17 protein-coding genes are annotated in these 21,956 nt (G+C 60.7%); 6 read left to right on the top strand and 11 right to left on the bottom strand.

The features are described from left to right. Positions 1-6: 6 nt before the first annotated feature. The 3 genes from OLX23_RS24575 to OLX23_RS24585 form a co-directional block, all read right to left on the bottom strand. Positions 7-1,149 carry an aromatic ring-hydroxylating oxygenase subunit alpha gene (locus tag OLX23_RS24575; protein ID WP_264447989.1) on the bottom strand — a complete coding sequence of 381 codons (1,143 nt, stop codon included), beginning with the start codon at positions 1,147-1,149 and terminating at the stop codon, positions 7-9. Between the two features lie 11 nt (positions 1,150-1,160). Next, complete coding sequence (locus OLX23_RS24580) at positions 1,161-1,958, bottom strand: SDR family oxidoreductase (protein WP_264447990.1); 798 nt, start codon at positions 1,956-1,958, stop codon at positions 1,161-1,163. A gap of 79 nt (positions 1,959-2,037) precedes the next feature. Then, a complete protein-coding gene (locus tag OLX23_RS24585) occupies positions 2,038-3,240 on the bottom strand; it encodes an MFS transporter (protein ID WP_264447991.1) in 1,203 nt (400 codons plus the stop codon). Positions 3,241-3,302: 62 nt separating this feature from the next. Between OLX23_RS24585 and OLX23_RS24590 the strand changes: the two genes are divergently transcribed. From OLX23_RS24590 to OLX23_RS24600, 3 genes are read left to right on the top strand one after another with little or no spacing between them, the layout of a single operon-like run. Continuing rightward, positions 3,303-5,888 (top strand): molybdopterin-dependent oxidoreductase, encoded by a 2,586-nt coding sequence (locus tag OLX23_RS24590; RefSeq protein WP_264447992.1) that lies wholly within the window; start codon positions 3,303-3,305, stop codon positions 5,886-5,888. After that, positions 5,885-6,454 carry a 4Fe-4S dicluster domain-containing protein gene (locus OLX23_RS24595; protein WP_264447993.1) on the top strand — a complete coding sequence of 190 codons (570 nt, stop codon included), beginning with the start codon at positions 5,885-5,887 and terminating at the stop codon, positions 6,452-6,454. Before OLX23_RS24590 ends, OLX23_RS24595 begins: the two co-directional genes overlap by 4 nt. After that, positions 6,451-7,767: an NAD(P)/FAD-dependent oxidoreductase gene (locus OLX23_RS24600; protein ID WP_264447994.1), complete on the top strand. Its 1,317-nt coding sequence runs from the start codon at positions 6,451-6,453 to the stop codon at positions 7,765-7,767. The genes OLX23_RS24595 and OLX23_RS24600 overlap by 4 nt, the downstream gene beginning before the upstream one ends. Before the next feature lie 219 nt (positions 7,768-7,986). Here the strand turns inward: OLX23_RS24600 and OLX23_RS24605 are convergent, their stop codons facing one another. From OLX23_RS24605 to OLX23_RS24615, 3 genes are all read right to left on the bottom strand, one after another. Further along, complete coding sequence (locus OLX23_RS24605) at positions 7,987-10,233, bottom strand: TonB-dependent receptor (RefSeq protein ID WP_264447995.1); 2,247 nt, start codon at positions 10,231-10,233, stop codon at positions 7,987-7,989. A 465-nt stretch (positions 10,234-10,698) separates the two neighbouring features. Then, entirely contained in the window at positions 10,699-11,583 is an 885-nt protein-coding gene (locus OLX23_RS24610; protein WP_264447997.1) for an SMP-30/gluconolactonase/LRE family protein, read from the bottom strand. A gap of 63 nt (positions 11,584-11,646) precedes the next feature. Further along, positions 11,647-14,040, bottom strand: a complete 2,394-nt coding sequence (locus OLX23_RS24615; protein WP_264447998.1) for a TonB-dependent receptor — start codon at positions 14,038-14,040, stop codon at positions 11,647-11,649. A gap of 297 nt (positions 14,041-14,337) precedes the next feature. Here OLX23_RS24615 and OLX23_RS24620 point away from each other — a divergent pair, with 297 nt between their 5' ends. After that, positions 14,338-15,261: an NAD-dependent epimerase/dehydratase family protein gene (locus tag OLX23_RS24620; protein ID WP_264447999.1), complete on the top strand. Its 924-nt coding sequence runs from the start codon at positions 14,338-14,340 to the stop codon at positions 15,259-15,261. Continuing rightward, the gene (locus tag OLX23_RS24625; protein ID WP_264448000.1) at positions 15,258-15,977 is read left to right on the top strand and encodes a glutathione S-transferase C-terminal domain-containing protein; all 720 of its coding nucleotides are present in this window, start codon (positions 15,258-15,260) and stop codon (positions 15,975-15,977) included. The genes OLX23_RS24620 and OLX23_RS24625 overlap by 4 nt, the downstream gene beginning before the upstream one ends. A 153-nt stretch (positions 15,978-16,130) precedes the next feature. Here the strand turns inward: OLX23_RS24625 and OLX23_RS24630 are convergent, their stop codons facing one another. From OLX23_RS24630 to OLX23_RS24640, 3 genes are read right to left on the bottom strand one after another with little or no spacing between them, the layout of a single operon-like run. Further along, positions 16,131-17,093 (bottom strand): NAD(P)-dependent oxidoreductase, encoded by a 963-nt coding sequence (locus OLX23_RS24630; RefSeq protein WP_264448001.1) that lies wholly within the window; start codon positions 17,091-17,093, stop codon positions 16,131-16,133. 1 nt (position 17,094) lies between these two features. Beyond that, a complete protein-coding gene (locus OLX23_RS24635; protein ID WP_264448002.1) occupies positions 17,095-17,244 on the bottom strand; it encodes a hypothetical protein in 150 nt (49 codons plus the stop codon). A 25-nt stretch (positions 17,245-17,269) separates the two neighbouring features. Next, a complete protein-coding gene (locus OLX23_RS24640) occupies positions 17,270-18,679 on the bottom strand; it encodes an aldehyde dehydrogenase family protein (protein ID WP_264448003.1) in 1,410 nt (469 codons plus the stop codon). Positions 18,680-19,004: 325 nt separating this feature from the next. Between OLX23_RS24640 and OLX23_RS24645 the strand changes: the two genes are divergently transcribed. Further along, positions 19,005-19,787, top strand: coding sequence for a crotonase/enoyl-CoA hydratase family protein (locus OLX23_RS24645; protein ID WP_264448004.1), 783 nt, complete (start codon positions 19,005-19,007; stop codon positions 19,785-19,787). A 33-nt stretch (positions 19,788-19,820) separates the two neighbouring features. On the opposite strand, the gene OLX23_RS24650 is transcribed toward OLX23_RS24645, so the two are convergent. Beyond that, a complete protein-coding gene (locus tag OLX23_RS24650; RefSeq protein ID WP_264448005.1) occupies positions 19,821-21,074 on the bottom strand; it encodes an acetyl-CoA C-acetyltransferase in 1,254 nt (417 codons plus the stop codon). 84 nt (positions 21,075-21,158) lie between these two features. After that, positions 21,159-21,923, bottom strand: a complete 765-nt coding sequence (locus OLX23_RS24655; protein ID WP_264448006.1) for an SDR family NAD(P)-dependent oxidoreductase — start codon at positions 21,921-21,923, stop codon at positions 21,159-21,161. Positions 21,924-21,956: the final 33 nt, after the last annotated feature.

The following is a 21,956-nucleotide window of genomic DNA, read 5'->3' on the forward strand; positions in this document are numbered from 1 at the left end:
TCGCCCTTATCGCGCCGCTTCGATCAGTTTATCGAGCTCGCTGTGAAAATGCTGCATCCCCGGCTCATTGGCTCCGAACAGTATCTGCATCCCTGGCACATGAGGAAGCGAGGCCTGAACCTCCTTCGACATAGCCCAGTCCTCGGCCTCAACCGTCCCGAGCAGGATGCTCCAGTTGCGATCCCAGCGCTTCTCGAATTCGGCACCGATCATCTCGGGTTTGCAAAGGCTTTGCACTCGAACCTTGCACTTTCCCGGAACCTCGCCCGGATAAGACGTCCAGATCTCGAAATGATCGCCCTGCCAGATGAAGAAGCTGTTCGGGAACACCTGATAGTTGATCGCAATATTGCGGAGGAACTCGGAATCCTCGAACGCGCCGTCCTTGATGGACGTAAACGACTTGCGAATGCCAACCAGCCGGCTGTGCGGCCCGATGATCTCGAACGGCGAGTGGCGGCCGAAGAACCAGGGTGCGATCGTCGTCGTATGCAATTTGGGAATGTGGTAGACTTCCAGAAAACCGTCCAGCACGAATTTCCAGTTGATGTCGACATCGATCACCGCATCGCGCTCAAGCACGAAGTTGGTCATGGGAAAACTCTCGAACTCTGTATCGAGCGGACCGAGAAAGGCAGCGACGTCGATCTCCGCTCCGGGGGTACCCACAAGCCAGATCAGCCCGTGCCGTTCCTCGACCGGCAGCTCGATCAGATCGCTCTGCTCGGAAGAGATGTTCGGAAATCCTTCGCGCATCAGGCCCGCCAGCTTACCGTCGGGCGAGTAGGTCCAGGCATGATAGGGACAGGTGAAGAGCTTTGCCTTGCCTTTCCCCGGTTCGCAGAGCCGGGCAGCACGGTGCCTGCAGATGTTGAGGAATGCCTTCAGGCTGCCGTCGGCTTGGCGCACGACGAGAATGGGTACGCCGGTGTCGTTGTGCGCAATATAGCTGTTGGGCTCGGCAAGGCTCGATGAATGTCCCACGATCTGGGGCAAAGTGCGAAGCAGGTCCTTCTCTCGCGCAAGGTACTCCGGATCAATATAGCTCGACCCGAGATGCGGCATTTCGCTTGCGGCAAGGCAGGTCGTGTTGGTGTTGATATACCCGCTGATCTCGTCGAACAGCTTGCGTTGCAGGTCGATTTGCATCTTGGCGTTCCTCAGGCTGCAACGCGCAGGAAACTCCGCATTCCGCGGATCCAGCGGTCGACGTCCGACCACTTGCGCTGCGTGTTCTTGATGGTGTCGGCATGGGGCGTGATGAGAAATGCATCCGCCTTCACGCCATCTATAATGGCACGCGCAACATCGACCGGCGTCATGACTACGCTGCTTTCAGCGACCCTGCGGACCCCTTCGTTGCCGACTTCAAGCGAAGCCGCCAGCATGTCCGTTCGCACGGCGCCCGGGCAGACCACACTGACACCGATGCCCTGGTCCCCATAGGTGATGGCCATCCACTCAGCCAAACCTACGGCCGCATGCTTGGTCGCGGTGTAGGCGGCAGCGCCAGGGGCGGTAAGAACGCCAGCAGCGGATGCGACATTGACGAAGTGGCCGCTGCCTCGCGCTATCATTCCGGGCATAACCGCCCGCGCAATGCGAACGTGGGCCATGACGTTGACGTTCCAGGTTAGCCCCCAGGCTTCGTCGGTCACCTCGACGCCGCCATCGGTCATCAGGCCGGCGTTGGAACAAACGATGTCTACCTGCCCGAAAGTACGCTCGGCATAATGCGCAAGGTCGGCGACGGCTGCTGCGTCTGCGATGTCGGCGGGCATTGCCACAACCTTGGTTGAGGCCTTCCCATGGATGTCCGCCACAGCCTGCGCAGCGCCGGCATCCCGGTCCGAAACGACGACCGCACGCCCGCCTTCCTCGACGATCAGGTCGACGAGCGCCGCCCCGATTCCCCTGGCGCCGCCGGTCACGATGACGACCTTGTCCTTCCAATCCATGCCGAATCCGATCCTGAGCTGTCCCTACTCGTTTGGGCGATGAAGTTGCGTCAGTCAACATATATGTTGACGGTTAATCTCAGTCGAACTGCAATCGTCGCAGATGCGGGCCGAGCGAACAGATGAGGCCGATGGAGAGCGTCAGCAGCGCGATGCAGATCGCGAAAGCCGGTCCATAAGTTCCCCATGAATCGCGAACCCACCCGATGAAGAATGGACTGAGACCGTAGCCGACGGTGAAGAGTGAAAAGAGCCAACCGAACAGAACCCCGTAATGGGCCTTGCCGAACAGCCTTGCTGTCATGAACGCGATCATGTCCGTTTCGGCGCCAATCGCGAAGCCGACGAGAAGCAATGCGGGGGCGGCATGTTCGGCACCGCCCACCCAAAGCACCCCCACCCCGACGACCGCGCATGTCAGGGCGGCGATGGACACGGCGACCGTATCAAAGCAGTCCAACAGCGCTCCCATCGCGACACGGCCAATCATGCTTGCAAGTCCTGCCAGCGACGCCATGGAGGCCGCGGTAATGGGGTCCAAGCCATCGTCGCGCAGGAAGGGCACCGAGTGAATGACAACCCCAGAGACGGCAGAGGCCATCGCTAAGCTGATCGCGCTCATCACCCAGAAGCGTGGCAGTCGGGCGGCCTGCCTCATCGTGTAGCCGCCGGCCCCAGAATCGACCTGCGCATCACCTTTATCCTCACTCACACCGTCGCGCAGCCAGATCCAGGCTATCGGTGCCGTCGCGATGGCGAGCGAGCCTATGGTCAGGTAGGCGGCTCGCCAGCCAGCCGCGGCCGTCACTTCTGAGACCACCCGAGGGACCCAGAAGGCGCCGAGGCCCGAGCCTGTCGCCACGATCCCGAGCGCGAGGCCGCGAGATGTCCTGAACGCGCTGATGACGGGCCGTACCAGTACAACCGGGGTGGAGCCCTGGCCCATCATGGCCACGAGGAACGAAAACAACCAAAAGGACCCGATCCCGCCGAGCAACGGCAGGATGATCATTATCGCAGCGCCGTACGCCGCATAACTAGCTGCTGCGACGCGGTGCGCTCCGAACCGGTCCGACAACTGCCCGACCACCGTACCGAACAGAAGACTGGCCGTGCTCATTATGGTCGCGCCAAAGGATATTTCGCTTCGGCTCCAGCCGAATTCGCTTTGAAGAGAGGGTATGAACGCGCCGATGCCATAGAACATCGTCGCTCCCATACCGACCGCGAAACAGATGATCGAAGCGAGCAACATCGGCACGCGTCCGCGAAATTCGCTCATCGGCAGGTCATCGCTGCAGATTCCCGTTCACCCGGCAACCTTGCCGTGGTCATTTCCCTCGAATGGAAATCCCTTCGGTTAGCCTGCGCAGCGCCTGGCCCACTGTCCCCTGGTCCTGTCTTGAGCGCGGATCGCAGCGCCCCTCGTTCCGACGGCAATGTCGCGACGGCAGCCATCCTGTTCTCCCGGTTTCACCAAGCGCGCAGCGCAATAGCTGCCGCAAGAAGCTCAAGGTATCACAGGATTTTTTGCTTTCAACATATGTGTTGACTCTTCCCGTTGCTGCTTCCACCTTTTTACCTCTCCGCGGCATTCACGACCGCATCGAAATCCGCATGGAGGCGAGGATGACCAACACATCTGGCGGTACTGTCCGAAAGCCAAAGTCACCGCCCCCTGAGGCGGATCGCGTGGTTCGCACGGTCTGCTCCCCGAACTGCATGGGCACCTGCGGTGTCAACGCGCACGTCCGCAACGACCGGATCATCAAGCTCGAGCCAGCATCCTTTCCCGATCCCGGTTTCGAACGGATATGCCTGCGTGGGATCGCGATGGCGACAGAGCGGCTACATCATCCCGATCGCATTTCGCATCCTTTGATCCGCGCCGGCGAACGCGGTGCAAACGTATGGCGCCAGGTAAGTTGGGACGAGGCCTACGACTACATCCTGAACCGTCAGCAAGCCATTGCCGAGCGCCATGGCTGGAGGTCCAACGCCTGGGTCAGCATGACCGGAAACTATGCATTCCGTGCGTCCACTTCTGCTCGCCGCATGGCCAATGTCGTGGGTGGCACCTATTTCTCGAAGCTGGGCCTGACGGCGGACTCGGCCGCCTATATGGGCATGCGTGCGATCTTCGGGGTCGACTACGCTAGCAATGACATCTCCGAGGTGGGTCAGGCCAAGTTCTTGCTGAGCGTCGGCAAGAATGTTGTCGATACCGGTCACAGCGAGATGCACTTCCTGTTCGATGCGATGGAACGCGGCCTGAAGTTCACGATGGTGGATCCCCGTTTCTCGCGTTCTGCGGCCAAGGCGGACGAATGGCTGGCACCCCACCCCGGCACCGACGTCGCGCTTGCTCTCGGGATGATCCATGTCGTCGTCAGCGAGGGTCTTATCGACGAGGCCTATGTTGTTACGCACACGAATGCCCCGTTCCTCGTTCGAGAGGCCGATGGCGCCTGTCTGCGTGATGAGAACGGGGAATACCTCGTCTGGGACCTTGCCGCCGCCGCGCCTGTCCCGGCGGGCGCGGCGATCTCACCCGCCCTGCGCGGAAGCTGGACGGTTTCGCAGCGCGGCGAAGAGATCGATTGCGTCACCGCCTTTTCGCTGAGCTGGCGCGAATGGGAGGCTTTCACGCCGCAACACGCCGCATCGATCTGCGGCGTGCCGCCGGAGCAGATTGCCAGCGTCGCCCGCGAATATGCAACGACCGAACCGGCCTGGCTCTGGGTGGGATACGGCCCGCAGCGCTATGCCCAAGGCCACACAGTAGTGCGCGCCTGGGCGACGCTCGCATCGCTTTGCGGAAATATCGGCAAGCCGCATGCCGGCATGAATACCAATGACGGCCCGCTCATGCTGCTGTTGTTCTCCCCGACGGCCGAGTGGGTTACGCCTCAGGGCCGGGTCGGCCACTCTCTTCCCGGGACCCGGATGGTCGAGGCCATAGCGAGCGGCGAGCCATATCCGGTTAAGTCCCTCTGGATGTCGGCCTACAACTTCGGGACTCAGAGCCCGCTGCTGAAACGTTTCGTTCGGGAAGCCTTGCCGAACCTCGACCTCTTCGTGGTGAGCGAGCAAGTGATGACCGATGCGGCAGTCTATGCCGACGTCGTCCTTCCCTGCGTGTCCTATTACGAGGATGACTGGGACGTCGTCGGCAATATTGAGAACTGGTACGTTCAGCTACGCCGCCGCGCAGTGCCCCCGGTCGGCGAGAGCCGAAATGACGTCGATATATTCGGCGGCGTCTGCGATCGCCTTCAACTCGGACACATATGGAACGTTGATCCCGAGCAGAGTTGCCGCGACTACCTGTCGAACCACACCGACCCGCGCATCCGCGCGGTGGATTTCGAGGCACTCAAGCGTGATGGTGTCGCACGTGTGCCAGTGGATAGACCCTACACCCCGTTTCGCGACCAGAAGTTCGCGACACCTTCGGGACGGATCGAACTGTATCAGGAGCAGTTCGCCGATCTGGACGAAGCCGTGCTGAAGGCGAAGCCACAGGCGGAGAGCGGACAGCGCGATCGGTTTCCGTTTCACCTCATCACGTACAAGCATACCCATTCCACCCATAGTCAGCACACTATTCTGCCGATGATTGCGGAAGTTCTCCCCGAGCCGCGCCTGGAAATCGCCCCTACCGATGCGGCGCGCCGCAACATTGCCGACGGAGATGTCGTGCGCGTCTTCAACGACCGCGGCCACTTCGTCGTGAAAGCGAATGTCTCCAACGGCGTCCCACCTGGCACCCTGGCGATGCCGCAAGGCTGGTGGAAGCGGCATTTCGCATCGGGGCACCCTTCGGATCTCGGCCATATCCCGGAAAGCCCGGTTCAAACCCGCATAGCCGAGACCAACTACTCGGTTTGGGATTTCATGTGTGACGTCGAGAAGGAAGAACAGCCATGAGCGAGCGGATGGCTTTCGTCATAGACCTGAAGCGCTGCATCGGCTGCGACACTTGCGTCATCGGCTGCAAAGTGGAAAATGCGGTGCCATCGGGCGAGGCAAGAATTGCTGTCTACGACAGTGGTCGGCGCCCCCTGTTCGAAAAGCCCGAGGGCCAGTTTCCTGCGCTGTCCCAGTACTGGCTTCCGACAATGTGCCACCATTGCGAGGATGCGCCATGCGTCAAGGTCTGCCCCACCACGACGCTCTGGAAGCGCGAGGATGGCGTGGTGATGCTCGACGTCGACAAATGCGTAGGGTGCCAGCGATGCGATGAGGCCTGCCCCTACGACGCCATCTCGTTCGATGCCGACGTCGGGACCGCGGACAAATGCACGATGTGCGTCCACCGGATCGACGCGGGGGAGAAACCTAGTTGCGCACTCGTCTGCCCAACCCGAGCGATCCATCAGGGCGATATCAACGATCCTGGGAGCAAGGTATCCGAACTGCTGCGAACCCGAGATCACAAGGTCCTCGCCGAGAGCAGCGGTGCGGCCCCCCAGATCTATTATCTCGAACCATGACCAAAATGCCGATCACCAGCGAAGACCTTGTCGTTGTCGGCGGCGGTCAGGCCGCGACCCAGTTGATCGAAGTCGCTCGGCAGGAAGGCTATGCAGGCAAGATCACGCTGATCAGTGACGAACCGACCTTGCCCTATCAGCGGCCACCTCTTTCCAAGCAGTACCTCAACGGTGGCTGGCCCGCCGAGAAACTGCTTTACCGCACGCCCGATTTCTACGCGAAATGGCAGGTCACGACGTGCCTTGGCAGCAGAGTCGCCGCGGTCGATCGCGCCAGCGGAGCCGTGGAGCTCGAGAGCGGAAAACGGCTTCCCTACGACCGTCTCGCTCTGGCGACGGGAACGCGAGTCCGGCGGCTTGATGGCTGCGCAGGTGTCGATGACAGGGTGTTCTACGTTCGCACGCTCGACGATGTGGATCGCCTGCGTGACCGGCTCGCATACACACGCAGGATCGCCATCATAGGAGCCGGATTTATCGGGTTGGAAGCGGCGGCAGTTCTGGTCCAGCGCGGATTTCACGTGACGCTGATCGCGCAGCGCGAGCGCCTTCTGCCCCGCATGGGCAGCGATGCGATCTCCGACTTTCTCTACGATCGCCACAAGGCCGCCGGTGTCCGGTTCGCGTTCGATGCTGACGTCGCGGCGATCGTGCCCTCGGGCGATGCGATTGCCGTTGTCTGCAGCGACGGCCGACATATCGAAGCCGATATCGCCATTGTCGGTATCGGTGCCTTGCCGAACGTCGAATTGGCTCAATCAGCCGGGCTCGACTGCGAAAACGGCATCGTAGTCGATTCCCTTGCCGTCACGTCCGATCCGGCGATCGTCGCAGCGGGTGACTGTACCAATCATCCAAGCGGTCCCAGCGGTCGGCGAGTAAGGCTCGAGACCGTGCACAACGCGGTAGAACAGGGACGGACGGCTGGCGCGTCAATCGCCGGCAAGCAGTGGCCTTACGTCCAGACGCCTTGGGTCTGGTCGGACCAGTACGGGTTCCGCTTCCAGTCCGTGGGAATATCGGACGGACAGGACCAGGTCGTCCTTCGCGGCGAGCCGGCCACGGGCCGCTTCGCGGTCCTTTCCTTCGCGCAAGACCAGCTGATCGGTGCGACGATGATCAATCAGCCCAAGCTGTTTGGCGTTCTTCGCCGAATGCTGAACGAGCGCATCCCATTGTCGCCGGCGGAAGCGACCGATGCCTCGCTGGACATCGCAGGCCTTTCACTGTCGCGCCCGAAGCTCGCCTTCGACGATCCCTGGCCTCCGCGTGTTCGTGGCACGACTGGCGTGCTTGCGTGGGGACATTCCTAGCCCGTCGACTTTTCCCGAGGCTCGTGGTCAAGCTGGTGGAGGCCGGACGCTAGAAACCGCGGCGAAATCGCCGCAAAGATTGCGCGACGGTCTGCCCGGGCGACGTCGCTCCAGCGTGAAACAGCCTCCCAGCAGGCCCGTAAGACGGCAGCCCGTCCCGTCAGTACCAAAAAAAGGGAGCGCACCGCATGGCAGTGCGCTCCCTTCAGTGGGGTGGTGTCAAAATTTGAAGCTTGCCTCGACCCCGATGCTGCGCCCTTCATTCATGGCCCCCAGGACCCCGGTGGCACCGGCAGGAAGAGGCGGAAGGACCGCGGACGGCAGCGCCACCACGAAGCCTTGGAACGCGCTGTTTAGAATGTTGCGACCGTATACGCTGAAGGTCAGCTTCTTATCCATCAGCGAGAGCCCAAGGCTTGCATCGAGCGTATCGAGGGGCAACAGGAACTGGGTATTGTTATCGCTCGCGAATTGCCGCGTCTTTCGGCTGTAATTGACCTTCGCCGTGATCTCGGCCTCATCGCCAACAGGCTGGTTGAAATCCGCCCCGAAGCCGAACGACCATGGCACCAGACGCGGCACCTTCAGCGCGTAGTCGGCCGCATTGATCGTTCCTGGCGCCTCACCAGCCAAATCGATGAGGCTGTAACGGATCTTCTTGTACTTGGCCTGCTGGTGACCGAGGAAGGCCGACAACCTGAGTTGGTCGGTCACCTGGAACTGGGTTTCAAACTCCACGCCCCAGATCGAGATGTCCGCGGTGTTGCGGGAGTCCTGCACGACCGCTCCCGTTCCTGTAGGCAGGTTCACGTCACGGATCAGGTTGTCGACCAGGTTGTAAAAGACCGCGAGATTCGTCCGAACGCGGCGATCGAACAGGTCGGCCTTGCCGCCAATCTCGAAGGCCGTCGTCCGCTCCTGATCGAAACGCAGATTCTGCAGTGGGCTGGTGACCCGAACGTTGAAGCCGCCGGCACGCCATGCGCGCGTCGCCGAGGCATAGACCTGCGCATCGTTCGAAATCTTGTATTGGAGCCCGACCTTGGGCGTAAAGCTGTTCCAGGTGCCGCGCTGACCGGCCCGATCGTACGTGCAGACCTCGGTATCGTAGTTGCAAAGCGGGGTGACGGCGTTGAAGAGCGCGATGTCGGCAGTCTTCTTGTCGCTCGAGTACCTTGCGCCAACGGTGAGGAGCAGCGCATCGGTAAGCCCGTAATCACCCTGCGCGAATATGGCCCAGGTGTCCTGCTTCTGTCGTCCGCCGAACCCGCGCGGTTGGAACCCCACGGTCGCAAGACGCCGCTCTTCATAGTATCGCAGGTTGCTGTGGAAATAGTAGGCCCCTACCGTCAGATCGAGCGCATCGAAAAATCTGCCGGCATAACGCAGCTCGTTGCTGAACTGCTCGAAATGCTCCTTGTAACGGGTGTGCAAACCGCTAAATGACGTTCCATCGGTGTCGGCACCGACGTCATTGAACATGTTCCGGTAACCGGCAATGTTCGTGATGACGCCTTCCCCGAGACCTACATCAACGTTGGTCTCCCAAGTCGCCTGGTTCCATCGTAACTTGTTCCCGCCGTTCCCTTCGCGACCATAGTTGTTCGAGAAACGGAAGCCGGTTCGATCATTGAACGCAAAATTCTGGAACGGAGTGGCATCACCATGAGTATTGCCGTGCTCATAGCGTATGAGTGTATTGAAGCTTCCATTGTCGTATTTGATCGAGGGACGAATGACGAACGTCTCATTCTTGCCCCAGCTTCGGTTGTCGAAATCGTTGTGAAACCAACCCTCGTCCTTGTCGTACAGGACGGAAAGCCTGGCACTGAGGTTCTGAGCAAGCGGGCCGGAAACGCTGAACGCCGCTTTGTACTCCGGCCCGGTCTCGACGGAGACGCGGCCGCGCATTTCGAGCTCGTCGCTGGGCGCCCGACTGCGGATGACGACGGCGCCGCCAGTCACGTTCTTGCCGAACAGCGTGCCTTGCGGACCGCGAAGGATTTCGATCCCGTCCAGGTCGAAGAGATCAATCAGGATACCTTGACTGGTGCCCATGTAGATCCCGTCGTAAAATACGCCCGTCGTCGGTTCCAGTGTCGGGATCGAGCTGTTGAGCCCCAGTCCGCGGATCGAAAAGACCGCCGATCCCTTGATGGTGCCGACATCGTCGAGACTCACGTTCGGGACAGATGAAGTGAGACTTGTCAGGCTCTTCAATTGCCGCTGCTCAAGCGCATCACCGGAAATAGCCGACATCGCAATTGGAACGTCCTGAGCTCGCTCCGCCTGAGCCTTCTTACGCGCAGTAACGACGATGTCGTCGAGTACTGGTCCATGCTGTTGGGCACCCGCCCCTTGCGACGAGTTTTCTTCACTCGGAGCCCCCGCAGCATTACTTTGCGCAAACACCGGCGTGTTGGCAACGGCGAACAAAGCACATCCGGCAAAAAGCACAGCCCTCATCGACATCTCCCTAAGACAATTCGATTGTATATATTTGATGAATTCTAAAAGGTGCGCGAAGACATATTCATCGCAGCCCAGCCACAGCAGAACCCACAAGATTCGACTATCTATTCTCTCTTCTAGCGACCTGCCCTAGCCTGTCAACACATATGTTGAAGCCGAAGCCAAGCTTTGTCGTGCCCCAAGCTTTTGGCTCGGAAAGCTCGCTGCCTTCTCACTCGACAGACGGTGAAAATGAGGGGCGTTGCCGACGACCCCGCGGCGCCCGGCACGGGCGGGCGATTGCCGGATCGTCCGGTACAACTGGTCCGATCGGCGACAGGGGCGCGGGAATGGTCGCCGGCTTCTGCACATGCAGAACGAGCAGCTTGCTCAATCGTCGAACGCGGAAAAGAGCCCTACGCGAAGAACGCCCAAGTCTGAGGCCAGATCGCGCCAGCTCGCAAGCCGGCGCTACGCTGGTCAGGCGTTGAAATTGAGCTTGAGCCCAGGTTCCGCCCAGCTTGCCCGAACAAGTTGCCCGGCCGTCGACAAGGTGATGTAGGCGGTGCGCATATCATCGCCGCCAAATGCAATGTTGGTCGTGTATTCGTCCGGAAAGGGGATCGAGCTCAGAGCACCTTCGGGCGTGAACGTGGTGATCGCGCCGTGATGAAGCGTTGCCAGGCAAATGTTTCCGGCCGCAGTCACGGCCATGCTGTCGACAGAGACCAGACCAGGCACGGTTCCGATGAGCCGACGGGTATCGGGGTGGGCATCGGGATCGGGATCAAAAGCCAGCAAGCGCGCGGTATAGGTGTCGGCGACATAGAGCGTCTTCTGGTCGGGAGACAGTGCTACGCCGTTATAGGATACGATGCCGTGGTGCACGGCCTTGATCGCACTCCCGTCGACACGCGCATAAAATAGTCCACCCATTTCATGGACGTTGTCGTAGGTCTTTGCGAGGTCGGTGAACCAGAAATTGCCATCCTTGTCGAAGACAATGTCGTTGGGTCCCGAAAGCGGGAACTTGTCCCATCGCTCGTACACACGTTCGACCTTGCCCGTGCCGAGATCGATCCTTTCGATCCGGCCTTCGTGTCCCGGCCCGCGCCCGCTCTGCAGCGTGCTGAGATCGACTCCGCCGTTATTGCAAACCCACAGCGCGCCGTCGGGACCGATCGCCGCGCCATTCGGGCCACCGCCCGGCTCGGCAACAGTTTCCTTTCGTCCATCGCCCCAACACCGCGTGACGCGGCCGGCTGCTAGTTCCACGACGATGATAGAGCCATCGGCCATGACGACCGGTCCTTCGGGAAACCCCAGACCATCTGCGATCACTTGATAGTCGATTTCACTTTGCATCTGACAGGCACTCCTTTCGGCCCCTCCGGAAGCAGTGCCGCAGGGAGACATTGGTCGTAGATTTCAGAAGCGATAGCCGGCGGTGGCCCCGTAGGTCGCTCCGTAACCGGCCGCGCGCGCAATATTGTCGCCAATGCGGTTCACATTGGTCCAGTAGTATTTGTTGGTGATGTTCTTGCCCCACAATTGCAGGCTCCAGCCTGACGCGCCCTCGAGTCCGACCTGCACGTCGACGAGGGTGTAGGAGGCGATGTCATAGGCCGGGTCGGACGTCCCGATGATGCCGGTCGTCTTGCTGTGGAACGACAGGCCGCCACCTGCAGTAGCCGTCAGCTGCGGATTCAACGCAAAACGGTAGTTCGCATCTGCCGTGCCAGACCACTTCGGGGCGAAATTGAAGGGCGCCCCCTGAAAATTGGTGACGTTGCCCCGCTGGTCGAAACCGGTGAAGCTGCGGATCTTCGTGTCGACATAGGTGGCTGAGCCGCTCAGCGTAAGTCCGCGGACGGGAGTCCAGCTGATCGACGCTTCACCGCCCGCCACACGCGATTTCGGGATGTTGACGATCGCAATGAGCGGACCGAACACGGCATCGGGTATGAAGTTGCTGAGCTGCTTGTCTTTGTAATCGTAGTAGAACGCCGCGCCATCGAATTGGACCGTGCGGTCGGCCAAGGTCAGCTTGAAACCGGCTTCGTAAGCGCGCAGGCCCTCTTGTTTCGCAGGACGGAATTGCATCGATGTGGATGCCGCGATAGTGGGAAAGCTGCCCGCCTTGTAGCCCTGCGCGACACGCGCGTAGAGAAGGGCGTTGCGGCTGGGCTTGAAATTGACCGTGGCATTCCACGAGAAATTGTCCTCGGTCAGGTTTGATGGACTTTCGGTTGGCAGGAAGGTCGGCGGATTGCCGCCGCGGGAGATGTTGTCGAGCGTGATGCAGCCACCGGGCTGGATCGGATTTGCCCCCACGTTGCCGGTCAGAATGCCGTAGAGACCATTGAAAAACTGCCTTGCATCCGCCGTCACGCCAGGCGCCGGCGTGTTAGGCAGGGTAGTGCCACTATCGAGAGCGCAACCGCGAAAGTCGATCGAGGTGCGCGTGTAGCGGCCGCCCAGAACGAATGAGAACTGGTCGTCGACCTTGTAGTCGACGTTTGCGAATACCGCCTTGGCGTCTGTGCGGGAGCGCGAGAAAATCGTACTGTCGATCAGCGAGATGCCCGAACCGCCGATATTCTGCACGTTTGAGAGATAAAAGAACTTTTGAAAGAGCGTCTCGCGGATGCGGCTGTTTTCGTAGCTACCGCCGATGACGCCGGTCAGCCCGCCGGATTTGATACCCAGCCGGATCTCCTGATTGAAATCCTCGATTTTGCCGAACTGAACGACATCCTGGATCTCGAAACTCGTACCATCGCCATCGAACCGCGACTGAGTGCGAAAATGGGAATAGGCACTAATAGAGGTGAGCGTCAGCACATCAGACAGCGCCCAGTCGATCCTTAGCGATGGCTGCACGAACTCCTGATCGAACTTGAATTCCTTGTTTGCGTCCCAATCGGCAGCGCGCGGCCGGGATGGTGACGTCGGATAGGCGGCCGGCCCAGGAAGCCCAGGTGGCTGAAGCGGATCGTATCGTACGAATTGAAGCGCCTGGGTGTCGCTTCTGTCGCGCCAGTAGCTCACCATGATTTTCGCGGTCAGCGCGTCGGCCGGCTGCCATTCCAGTGTGGCGCGCGCCTCGGTCTTGTCGCGCTCGCCCCGGCTATCGTTGCGCGTGTAGCTTTTCTGCCAGTCGCCACCACCGAAGTGCGACGCGGCAATCCGAAGCTTCACCGTATCGCCCAGGGGACCGCTCAGGAAGCCATTGACGTTCCATTGATTGAAGCGCCCAAACGTTGCGCCGACGCCACCAGCGAGCGTGTCGGTCGGTGATGCTGCGATATAGTTGATAGCGCCAGCCGTCGTGCTCTGCCCGAACAAGGTGCCTTGCGGGCCTTTGAGCACCTCGATGCGTTCCAGATCGAGTTCGACACCCTGCGTCATGACGGGATAGGGCAACGCGATCTCATTGGTGTAGACGCTGACCGTAGGCAGCGAATTGAGGTTCGAAGAGTTGAAGCCAATTCCGCGCAGGGTGTAGACCGGTGTGGCAGCGTTGCCGGAATTTGCGATAGACAGGCCGGGCACTACCTGAACCAGGTCATAGACCGTCGTTATTTGGCGGCGAGAGAGGGCAGCACCATCGACCGCAGTAATCGATAAACCTACATCGTTGATCGACTGACGGCGCTTCTGCGCCGTCACAATGATTTCCTGAAGGCCAGATCCGCTCTCGGTCGGCGGACTGCTTTCGGCTTGCGCAGCAGGCGGCGTCGCAACCTGCTCTGCCCCGCCCTCTCCCGCGATCGCCTGCGCTGCGACCGCCGCCGTGATCAATATTCCGCTAATCGCCACTGCCCCAAACCTCCCGTCAAAATAGAAATTATATACTTCTCGACGATTTTCTGAATATTTACTCAGAATTCACACGTAACACACGCACGAAGCCAGCACGCAACGGAATTGATTCGTCGCATGCTGCCATATATCGATTGAATGTCGTGTTTTTACATGATTCGTCGTTGTTTCAACGAGATATTATCGCACCAGTTTTCTGTCAACTATAATGTTGACTAATGGCCGCCAATGAGGAATTTTGCCCTCAACGCCGGGCTCGCCCCGTGAAAACCGCGATGTGGAAGGATGCTTGGCATGACGATTTTGGTCACTGGCGCTGCTGGGCTCTTGGGCAGGGTAGCCACGCGTCTGCTGATAGAGCGCGGCGAGACGGTGATTGCGGGCGACTTGGTCCGCCCCGATCTCGGCAACCTCGACGTGGCCTGGGCGCAACTCGATGTCACCGATCTCCGGAAAGTCTTCTCACTGTGCGAAGCCCAAAAGGTCACACGCGTGCTTCACCTGTCGGGATTGGTCTCGACCCGTGCCTACAACGCGCCTTACGAGACGCTAGAGGTCAATGTGATGGGCTTGGCCAATCTCCTCGAGGCTGCGCGCATATTCGCGATGGAGCGCCTGGTCTACGCGAGTAGCGTCGCACTTTATGGCCTTGGCTCGCATTACCAGGGGCCAGTCGACGAGGACGCTCCCTACCTGGCCATGCACCTCTATGGTGCGACCAAGATCATGAACGAGGGCACCGCGAAGCAGTATGGCCGCCTGTACGGCGTGAACGCGACAGGCCTGCGGCCACAGATCTCTTTCGGGAAAGACAAGCAGGACGGAGGCGCGGGAATCTTCAACGAGTTCATCCGCGCCTGCGCAACTGACAAGCCCAGCGAATGGCGACGAATATTCAAGGAGGGCACGAAGATTCGCCCGATCTATGCCGAAGACGCTGGTGGCGCATTCGTCCATGCCCTGCTGGGTCCGCCGCTCCCCTCGCCCGTGTACAACATCGGCGGACAGGACAACCTTACCGAGGATGAGTGGGTGAGCCGCGTGCTCGTACTGACCGGGTCCGAGGCGTTGCCGGCCGTACCGGCGGGACCACAATTTGATCTCGATACCCCGGACATCGACTGCAGCCGCTTCGTAGCCGAATCCGGATTTCAGCACCGGTTCACGCTCGACGAGGCCCTACAGGATATCATCACGCATCATCGGAACGCGTCATGATCGACCTCCACTACGTCGCGACTTCGAATGGCTTGAAAATCGCCATCGCGCTTGAGGAGATGGAGCTGGAATACCGCGCGGTGACTTACGAACTGTTCAGCGGCGACCATCTTGCGCCCAGCTTCAAGGCCATCAATCCCAATCACAAGCTCCCCGCGATCGTCGACCTTGACCCGATTGGTGGGGGACCGCCTTTTTCGGTCTTCGAGACCGGAGCGATTCTTCTGTATCTCGCCGAAAAAACCGGCCTCTTCGCTTCATCCGATCCGCGTTCACGCAGCACCATCACTCAGTGGCTCGTGTGGCAGGTTGCCGGCCTCGGCCCCATGCTTGGCCAAGCTTATCATTTTGTGCGCTATGCGCCCGAAGGGCAGGACTATCCGGTCGACCGCTATCGCCGTGAAGCGCGGCGCCTGCTGCATGTCCTGGATCGTCAGCTGCGAGATTCCCGATTTGTTGCCGGCGACTATTCCATTGCCGATATGGCCTGCTGGCCGTGGGTACAGAACATCGGCAATATCGATCTCAGCTTCGACGAATTCCCCTCAACACGCCGCTGGTCGGAATTCATCGGCGAGCGGCCCGCCGTGGTCCGCGCCTTGGCGCAAGGCAGTATTCCAGGATCCTATCTCAAGCGCCGGATGACTCTGACTTCGGAACAATGGTCAAGATTGTTCGGGAATGACTTACTGAACGCCGCCAGCCAGTACGATTAAGAGGCCGATGTTTGATTTTCGCATCGCACTTGAATGGAGCGATCTTCACCGAACATAAGATATCGAAGCTCACAAAAATAAAACGCCTGTCCCACCCGCCTGGTTGCAACACGAGTTCCGACAAGTTGAATGATACGGCAGATCGGAGAAAGTCTAGTTCAGGGCAGTTTCGGGCGTTGCGCCGCGCAGCACCGCTTCCACATTGCGAACGGCTAGTTCGAACAACGCCCCGAAGTTCTCCTTGGTATGCGATATTTCGTGGGGAGTCAGGATCGCGCCGGGAACCTGACGCAATGGACTGTCGAGCGCGAGCGGTTCCTGCGTGAAGACGTCGAGAGCAAGGCCGCCCAGCCTTCCGTATATCGCGGGATCGGCGAGAGCCTCCTCGTCGATCACGCCGCCGCGCGATAGGTTGACTAGCACCGCCCCGCTCTTGAGCCTCGAGAGCACTTCCCGCGACAGCATATCTTGCGTGTCGCGCGTCAGGGGAACAAGCGGCAGGACAATGTCGCTTTGCGATATCAGGGTTTCCAGATCGACCTGCTCGACGCCGATCGTGTCAGGTGCGAGCGTCGAACGCGAGTATGCGATGAGGCGCACTTGCCAAGCCGCGAGGCGGACCGCGACCGCGCGCGCGATGTTCCCAAAGCCGATCAGACCAACCGTCTTGCCACGCAGCATGCGGGCCTGAGCAGGCCCCTGGCGCGAAACACCATCCCGCAGGCGCTGCTCGGTCTGCCGAATGTCATAGAGGCACATGAGGATCAGCATGATCGCCGCTTCCGCCACGCTTTCAAAATTCTCCTGAACTGCCCCGTTCGCCACGACAATTCCCCTCGCCCTTGCGGCATCGACGTCTATGCCCTCGTAGCCGAGAGACGGAACGACGATCGCCTTCAGGCTGGGGGCAAGGTCCATGTCTGCCGCCGTGAACGGCAGGGCGAAGGGAATCAACAACTGGACGTATTGCCAACGATCGAACTGACCAACCGCCTCGGTCCCGACCAGGAAATGTATCGTTCTGTCGGGGCGCGCAATCGTCTCGCGCAGACGCGCGAGAAATGGTTGCGCAGCCGCAGGGCCGGCTATCACGATCTCGATAGGTTCGCCCGCCATTTCACTCTGCCGCTTCGGGCGTGCGGGGGGCTCCCTGCGCTTCTGCAAGCGGTTTCACGAAGACAGGTTGTCCTGGGCGTTTGCGGCCAATCGAATAGCGATAGACGGCGTAGACCGATGCGCCCGCCAGCGCCCAGCGCAGGAGCTTCATGGATTTTCTTCCCTCAACAAGGAGATCAGGACGGGTTCTTGGCGATATTGAGCGTCTGCAAGGCAAGATAGGGGTAGATGCCCTCGATGCCTCCCTCGACGCCGAAGCCCGATTGTTTGTTAGCGGGAAACGGCACTCCCGGATCGAGAGCGCAATGCTGATTGACCCAGACGCTGCCGCTTTCAAGCCGGGCCGCAACGGCCGTCGCAGCATCGAGATCGCTGCCCCAAACCGATCCACCCAGTGCGAATGGTGAGGCGTTGGCCCGCGCAACGACGTCGTCGAGGTCGCTGTAGCGGATCACCGGCAGGATCGGTCCAAAGGGTTCCTCATCGACAATCGCATGGCCTTCGCTGACATCCCGAACGATCGTGAGCGGCACGAAATAGCCTGGTCCATCCGCAATTTCGCCGCCGACCACGATGCGTCCGTCGCGTCCCGCCTGCTCGACATAACCGCGCACCTTGTCAAACTGGGCACGATTCTGCACGGGACCAAACTGCGCATCAGCCTCGCGTCCGGATGCAAGTTTGCTGGCGCTCGCAAGCCCGGCCAACTCATCGCACATCGCATCGTACAGACTGTCGTGCACATAGAGACGCTTGATGACCGCGCAGACCTGGCCCGAATTGAAGAAGGAGAACGCGAAGATCTGCGGTGCGACCGCTTTCACGTCAGCGTCCGGCATGACGATGGCGGCATCATTGCCGCCAAGCTCGAGCGTCACACGCTTCAACGAGGGCGCACAGGCGGCCATTATCTTTCGGCCCGTTTCGGTCGAGCCGGTGAAGGTAACTTTCGCCACATCGGGATGGTCCACGAGCGCAGCCCCCGCCTCGTTCCCGCCAGACAGGATGTTGATCACGCCCGGCGGCACGACTTGGGCGATCAATTCGCCCAAGCGCAAGGTGGTAAGCGGTGTCGTCGGCGCCGTTTTCACGACGATGGTATTGCCCGCTGCGAGCGCGGGCGCGATCTTGTTGCAAGCGATGAAGACCGGCGCGTTCCATGGCACGATGGCCGCGACAACGCCGAGCGGCTTGCGATGCAGTTCGACACGTCTGGTCGGCTCATCAGCCAGGACCTCGGGCGCGAGCCGCAGCGCGCCATAGTACCGGAGGTAGCCGACGGCGAGTTGCGCCAGTTCAAATTGGGCGAGACCGCGCGGGCGTCCCGTCTCCGCGATGAGCAGATCCGACAGTTCATCGAGATTGCCCAGAATCACGTCTGCAACTGCGGCGAGGACCGCCTCTCGGTCTTCGGGGGTACGATCTCGCCAGTCGGGAAAAGCCCGCAGGGCGGCGGCGACAGCATTGTCGACGTCGGGCGCCGCTGCGTCGGGGACATTCTCGAATACTTCGCCAGTGCTGGGATCGACGACGCCGATCGTTGCCTCCGCCTGGACCAGCTTTCCGTCGATCAGCATGCTGCGCATGACGCCTCTCCATTTATTTGCGGCGAAGCATCCCCACGCCGCGGGACGGCGATCTCGCGCCGATATGCTTCGGATGCCTAGTAGCGATCGGCGCAGGGGTACATGGCGAACCATGTCTGATCGTTGGCGGATCGTGCCATAATTGCGGGCGATGATGGCAGGCTCTTGATGTCCTGTGCACTCGTGATCAATAGACGGCCCGAGCCGTCAACCGGCGTTTTCTGTCCAGTTTCCGGGACTGCCGCCCAGCAACTTGGTTGGACAAGGTCGTTACGCTAGTCACGCACTCGGACCATGCCCGATGCGAAAGGAACCCGACATGTGCATGCGTGTGGTGATCGACAGACGAGCAAGTGTGGCGGAGGTGCGGCTCAACCGGCCGGACAAGCTCAACGCAATCGATCTCGCGATGTTTCGCGAACTTGAAGGATGTTCCGCTCAGCTTACCCAAACACCGAGCGTTCGGGCCGTGATCCTTGCGGGCAATGGCCCCAGCTTTTGCGTCGGCATCGATCTGAACGCACTGTCTGAAGGCTCTGACATCCTCGAGATGCTGGCCGATAAATCCGACATCGGCGGCAATCTGTTCCAGCGGTCGGTGCTGCAATGGCAGCGGTTGCCAATGCCGGTGATCGCCGCGATCCACGGACACGCTCTGGGAGGCGGTCTGCAACTTGCGCTGGGCGCCGACATCAGGATCATCTCGCCCGGTGCAAAGGTCTCGGTCCGCGAGGTCGCCTGGGGTCTGGTGCCTGACATGGCTGGCACCGTCTTTCTGCGACGGTTGCTGCGCGAAGATCAGATCCGGGACCTCGTTTTCAGCGGCAGGATCGTTTCTGGCGAGGAAGCTTACGAACTGGGGCTCGCCACCCGGCTCGCTGATGATCCCGTCGCGGCCGCGCGCGATCTTGCGGCAGAGATCGCTTCCATGAGCCCAGATGCGGTTCGCGCCGGAAAGCGGTTACTGAACTTGGGTGCTTCGGGCGCCTCGGAGTCCGACATGCTGGCAGTCGAGGCTGCCGAGCAGCGCGCCTTGCTGACCTCGCCCAACCACCGCGAGGCAATTGCCGCCTTTTCGGACAATCGCCCCCCGAGCTACCGGGACTAGGACGTCACGCTTCGCTATCCCGCCGGATAAGCATCACACCCTCTCGATGATAATTGCCGGCGCCATCCCGCCGGCGGCGCACATGGTCACCAAGCCGCGCTTGAGGTCGCGCCGCTCAAGCTCATCGAGAACCGTACCGATAAGGATTGCGCCCGTGGCGCCAATCGGATGGCCAAGCGCGATCGAGCCGCCGTTGACATTGACCTTGTCTCTGTCGAGTTCGAGATCGCGAATGAACTTTTCGGTCACCACTGCGAACGCTTCGTTGATTTCCCACAAATCGATGTCGTCAACTTTCAGGCCTGCCAGGGCCAAGGCCTTGCGAGCCGCGGGCACGGGAGCGTTGAGCATCAATGTCGGATCGTCTCCCATGTTGGCCGTGGCGACAACGCGCGCGCGCGGCGTGAGACCGTTTGCCCGTGTGTAGTCCGGTGAAGCCAGAAGCACCGCCGCGGCGCCGTCGACCACGCCGGACGAATTTCCAGCATGATGAACGTGCTGGATCTCCAGCTCCGGATACTTGCGCTTGATCATCTGCCGAAACGTGGTTCCTGTCGCGTCGGCGCTTTGGTCGGCCAGCGCCGCGAAGGACGGTCGCAGAGCGGCGAGACCTTCCGCAGTCGTTTCCGGCCTCGGAAACTCGTCGCGATCCAGGATCACACTTCCGTCGTCCGCATAGACTGGAATGAGGCTGCGATCGAAGCGGCCCTCGGCTATGGCCGCCGCGGCCTTGCGCTGGCTTTCCAGACCGACCGCGTCCATCTCTTCGCGCGTGTAGCCCTCGATCGTTGCGATCGCATCGGCGCACACCCCCTGATGGGATTGCGGATGGCGAAGGGCCAGCCGCTCGTTGTGCGAACCCATGACGGTCGGCGGAAAGCCGGCGGCGATTTCCTCCATGCCCATTTGCCCGGTGAGCGACATCATCTCGGTCCCCCCGCCGATAACGAGCTGTTCCATGCCCGACATGATCTGCGCGGCCGCAAGCGCAACACTGGTAATGCCACCTCCGCAGAAGCGGTCGAGCGTGGTGCCGCTCGCTTTGATATCGTAGCCTGCATCGAGCGCGGCCATACGGGCGAGATCACCGCCCTGCTTACCCTTCTGCCAATTCGTCGACCAGATGACGTCATCGACGTCTTCCGTTTTCAGTCCGTTACGTTGGGCAAGTGCCTTCAGCACAGTCGCTGCCAGGTGTTGAGGATGCATGTGGGCAAGAGCGCCCTTGCCCACTTTGCCAATCCCGCGCGGGGTGCGAACGGCGTCGATGATCAAGGCATCTGGCATTTTCGGTCTCCTGAAAACTCTAGGCGGCGTCGTGGACCGCGGGATAGCAGCGCTCGCATGCGCGTCGGCGAAGCCGCTGCCTCGTCATCGCGGCGCCATCCGGATCGCGCCGTCAAGGCGGATGACCTCGCCGTTCAGCATAGGATTTGCCACGATAGCGCCGATCATCTGGGCAAATTCCCGAGGATCGCCCAAGCGACTGGGATGCGGGACCTGGGCTCCCAGAGAATCTTGCGCGGGCTGCGGCAAGCCGGCCAGCATTGCGGTCCGGAAAATCCCCGGCGCAACGGTCATCACGCGGATCTTGTGCTGTGCAAGATCACGCGCCACGGGAAGGGTCATCGCCGCTACCCCGCCTTTGGAAGAAGCATAGGCAGCCTGACCGATCTGACCATCGAAGGCAGCTACCGAGGCCGTGTTGACGATAACTCCGCGCTCTTCGCCTATCGGCTCGGCGGAAGCGAGACGGGCGGCGAATTGCGAGAGGACGTTGAAGGTCCCGATCAAGTTGATCTCGATCGTCTTGCGGTAGCTGGCCAGCGGATGGGCTTCATAGTCCCGACCGACTGTGCGCACGGCAGGTGCGACACCAGCGCAATTTACGAGGATTCTCGCCTTGCCATGCCTGAGCTCGGCTGCCGCGATAGCTTCGGCTACGTTTTCCTCGTCTGCGACATTGACCTTGAAGAAAGCGCCGCCAATGGCGCTGGCATGCTCGGCACCGCTCTCCTCCGCGAGGTCGAAGATCGCAACCTTGGCGCCTGCCGCGGCGAGCATCTGCGCGGTTGCCCCGCCCAGGCCTGAAGCGCCGCCCGTGACAATCACGGGCGTTTCCGAATTGATCTGCATCGTGCTCCTACTCGAAGATTGATCCGGGTCCTA

The organism is Novosphingobium sp. JCM 18896 (genome assembly GCF_025938095.1).
Lineage (GTDB): Bacteria > Pseudomonadota > Alphaproteobacteria > Sphingomonadales > Sphingomonadaceae > Novosphingobium.

Coding starts and splice junctions, on each gene's coding strand:
- OLX23_RS24610 (WP_264447997.1), bottom strand. CDS start 11,583: ATGCAAAGTGAAATCGACTATCAAGTGATCGCAGATGGTCTGGGGTTT.
- OLX23_RS24575 (WP_264447989.1), bottom strand. CDS start 1,149: ATGCAAATCGACCTGCAACGCAAGCTGTTCGACGAGATCAGCGGGTAT.
- OLX23_RS24585 (WP_264447991.1), bottom strand. CDS start 3,240: ATGAGCGAATTTCGCGGACGCGTGCCGATGTTGCTCGCTTCGATCATC.
- OLX23_RS24640 (WP_264448003.1), bottom strand. CDS start 18,679: ATGCGCAGCATGCTGATCGACGGAAAGCTGGTCCAGGCGGAGGCAACG.
- OLX23_RS24605 (WP_264447995.1), bottom strand. CDS start 10,233: ATGAGGGCTGTGCTTTTTGCCGGATGTGCTTTGTTCGCCGTTGCCAAC.
- OLX23_RS24590 (WP_264447992.1), top strand. CDS start 3,303: ATGGAAATCCCTTCGGTTAGCCTGCGCAGCGCCTGGCCCACTGTCCCC.
- OLX23_RS24625 (WP_264448000.1), top strand. CDS start 15,258: ATGATCGACCTCCACTACGTCGCGACTTCGAATGGCTTGAAAATCGCC.
- OLX23_RS24655 (WP_264448006.1), bottom strand. CDS start 21,923: ATGCAGATCAATTCGGAAACGCCCGTGATTGTCACGGGCGGCGCTTCA.
- OLX23_RS24635 (WP_264448002.1), bottom strand. CDS start 17,244: ATGAAGCTCCTGCGCTGGGCGCTGGCGGGCGCATCGGTCTACGCCGTC.
- OLX23_RS24620 (WP_264447999.1), top strand. CDS start 14,338: ATGACGATTTTGGTCACTGGCGCTGCTGGGCTCTTGGGCAGGGTAGCC.
- OLX23_RS24645 (WP_264448004.1), top strand. CDS start 19,005: ATGCGTGTGGTGATCGACAGACGAGCAAGTGTGGCGGAGGTGCGGCTC.
- OLX23_RS24595 (WP_264447993.1), top strand. CDS start 5,885: ATGAGCGAGCGGATGGCTTTCGTCATAGACCTGAAGCGCTGCATCGGC.
- OLX23_RS24580 (WP_264447990.1), bottom strand. CDS start 1,958: ATGGATTGGAAGGACAAGGTCGTCATCGTGACCGGCGGCGCCAGGGGA.
- OLX23_RS24600 (WP_264447994.1), top strand. CDS start 6,451: ATGACCAAAATGCCGATCACCAGCGAAGACCTTGTCGTTGTCGGCGGC.
- OLX23_RS24630 (WP_264448001.1), bottom strand. CDS start 17,093: ATGGCGGGCGAACCTATCGAGATCGTGATAGCCGGCCCTGCGGCTGCG.
- OLX23_RS24650 (WP_264448005.1), bottom strand. CDS start 21,074: ATGCCAGATGCCTTGATCATCGACGCCGTTCGCACCCCGCGCGGGATT.